This window comes from Streptomyces sp. adm13(2018) (assembly GCF_008042145.1).
Taxonomy (GTDB): domain Bacteria; phylum Actinomycetota; class Actinomycetes; order Streptomycetales; family Streptomycetaceae; genus Streptomyces.
On sequence record NZ_RDBH01000237.1, the window covers coordinates 1 to 2,021 of the forward strand.

Here is a 2,021-nt window from a genome sequence, read left to right on the forward strand (position 1 = left end):
CCCCGGCAGCCCGCCGCCGCCCCCGTGCGACACTCCCGAGGTGGTCTCGTGACCAGCGTGTCTCCCCTGCGGGTGCTCGTCGTCGAGGACGATCCCGTCGCCGCGGACGCCCACGCCCTCTACGCCGGGCGGGTCGACGGGTTCACCGTCGTCGGCGTCGCCCACTCCCGGGCCGCCGCCGTCCGCGCCCTGGAGCGGACGCCCGTGGACCTGATCCTGCTCGACCTCTACCTCCCCGACGGCCACGGCCTGCAACTGCTGCGCGCGCTCCGCGCCGCCGGGCACACCGCGGACGTGATCGCCGTGACCTCCGCCCGCGACCTTGCGGTCGTCCGCGAGGGCGTCTCGCTGGGCGTCGTCCAGTACGTCCTCAAGCCCTTCACCTTCGCGACCCTGCGGGACCGGCTCGCCCGGTACGCCGAGTTCCGGGCGACCGCGGGCGAGGCCTCCGGGCAGGACGAGGTCGACCGCGCGCTCGCCACCCTCCGGGCCCCGCACCCCAGCACGCTCCCCAAGGGACTGAGCGCGCCGACCCTGGAGTCCGTCACGCGGACCCTGCGGTCCACGCCCGGCGGGCTCACCGCCGCCGAGGCCGGCGCGGCCCTCGGGATCTCCCGGATCACGGCCCGTCGGTACCTGGAGCACCTGGTCACCGAGGGCCGGGCCGTACGTGCCCCGCAGTACGGGCAGATCGGGCGGCCGGAGCTCCAGTACCGCTGGCTGGAGGGCCCGGCCCGCGGTCACTGATCGTCCCGGAACCGACCACCCGCGGTTACCGACCGGTTCCCATGTTCCTACGACTCCGCATGTTGGGGGAACGCACCGTAGCCAGCCGTCACCCTCCGCTCTACGGTGACCGGGTGCACCAACCCTCCCCACCCTTCAACGCCCTGGCCGCGCGACGCCTGCGCGAAGGTCTCGGCATGGCCCCCGGTCACGTCGCGTACGGCCTGCGCGCGCAGTACGGCCTCTTCGTCACCCCGGACACCGTCGTCGCCTGGGAACGCGGCCGCGTCCTCCCGAGCGAGCAGGAGCTCACCGCTCTCGCGGGCGTCCTGTGGTGCGCCCCCGCCGAGCTCATCTCCGTCGCCTCCACCCTGCGCGAGCACCGGATGGCGCGCGGTCTCGCCCCCGAGGAGCTGGCCCGGCGGGTCGGCGTCGCGGCACCGGCGTATCAGCGCATGGAGGACGAGGGCAGCTGGCGCGGCACCGAACGCCAGACGGCCGCGCTCGCCGAGGTGCTCGGGCTCGGCCCGCGCGCCCTGATCACCGCCACCGGCGGCGACGAGGCGCTCGCGGAGCTGCTGCGGAACGCCGCCACCACCCACCGCTGGCAGGCCTACGTGAAACCGGCCGTGAAGCTGCTGCCACTGCCCCGGCAGACCGTGGAACGCGTCCTCCAGCGGCTGCACGCCGACTATCACGCCCGGATGGCGGCGACCAGCAGCTGGGGCGCCTCGGCCGGCACCGGCAACGAGGGCCGGGCCTACCTCGACGACATCACCGGCCACTTCTGGGCGGCCGTCGGCGCCTGAGGGGCCCGTGGCCGTGGACGGCCGGCTCCGGACCGCCGGCTCTGGATGGCCGGCTCCGGACCGCCGTACCGCCGGAGGCCCAGTCCTCAGGCGAGTACGGCCGAGTAGCTGTCCAGCGTGACCCAGGTGATGTCGTTCGCGGTCGTGCCGCCGAACACCGTGATGCGGCCGGTCGTGTGGACCTCCACGCGGCAGGAGTTGATGCCGGCGGAGTTGTTGCGGGGGCAGACCGCGCGTACCACCTTCGGCACGGTGATCGTCGTCGGCATGCTGCCGATCACGGTGTCGGCCGAGAACTGGCCGGTGAAGCCGCCCCGCATCTGGAGGAAGTCCGTACCCGCGATCTTCACGACGCGGACGGCCGGGACGTCCACGGCGGCGGTGACGCCCGAGGCCAGGGTGAGCGGCTGCCAGTCGTGGACGACACCGATGCCGCCGGGGGCGTCGACCGCGGCGGCGGGGGTGGCGAGCAGGGGGGCGCCGAGC

Annotated in this window: 3 protein-coding genes; 2 read left to right on the forward strand and 1 reads right to left on the reverse strand. The window is 74.7% G+C overall.

Features of this window, described 5'->3' with window-relative positions:
• Positions 1 to 48: 48 nt before the first annotated feature.
• Both EAO70_RS36040 and EAO70_RS36045 read left to right on the forward strand, forming a co-directional pair.
• A complete protein-coding gene (locus EAO70_RS36040; RefSeq protein WP_410091597.1) occupies positions 49 to 747 on the forward strand; it encodes a response regulator in 699 nt (232 codons plus the stop codon).
• Positions 748 to 923: 176 nt separating this feature from the next.
• On the forward strand, positions 924 to 1,535 hold the full coding sequence (locus EAO70_RS36045) for a helix-turn-helix domain-containing protein (RefSeq protein WP_261993227.1): 612 nt from the start codon (positions 924 to 926) through the stop codon (positions 1,533 to 1,535).
• 86 nt (positions 1,536 to 1,621) lie between these two features.
• Here the strand turns inward: EAO70_RS36045 and EAO70_RS38375 are convergent.
• On the reverse strand, positions 1,622 to 2,021 hold a 400-nt coding region (locus EAO70_RS38375; protein WP_187284193.1), incomplete at its 5' end, for a hypothetical protein.

Coding starts and splice junctions, on each gene's coding strand:
- EAO70_RS36045 (WP_261993227.1), top strand. CDS start 924: ATGGCCCCCGGTCACGTCGCGTACGGCCTGCGCGCGCAGTACGGCCTC.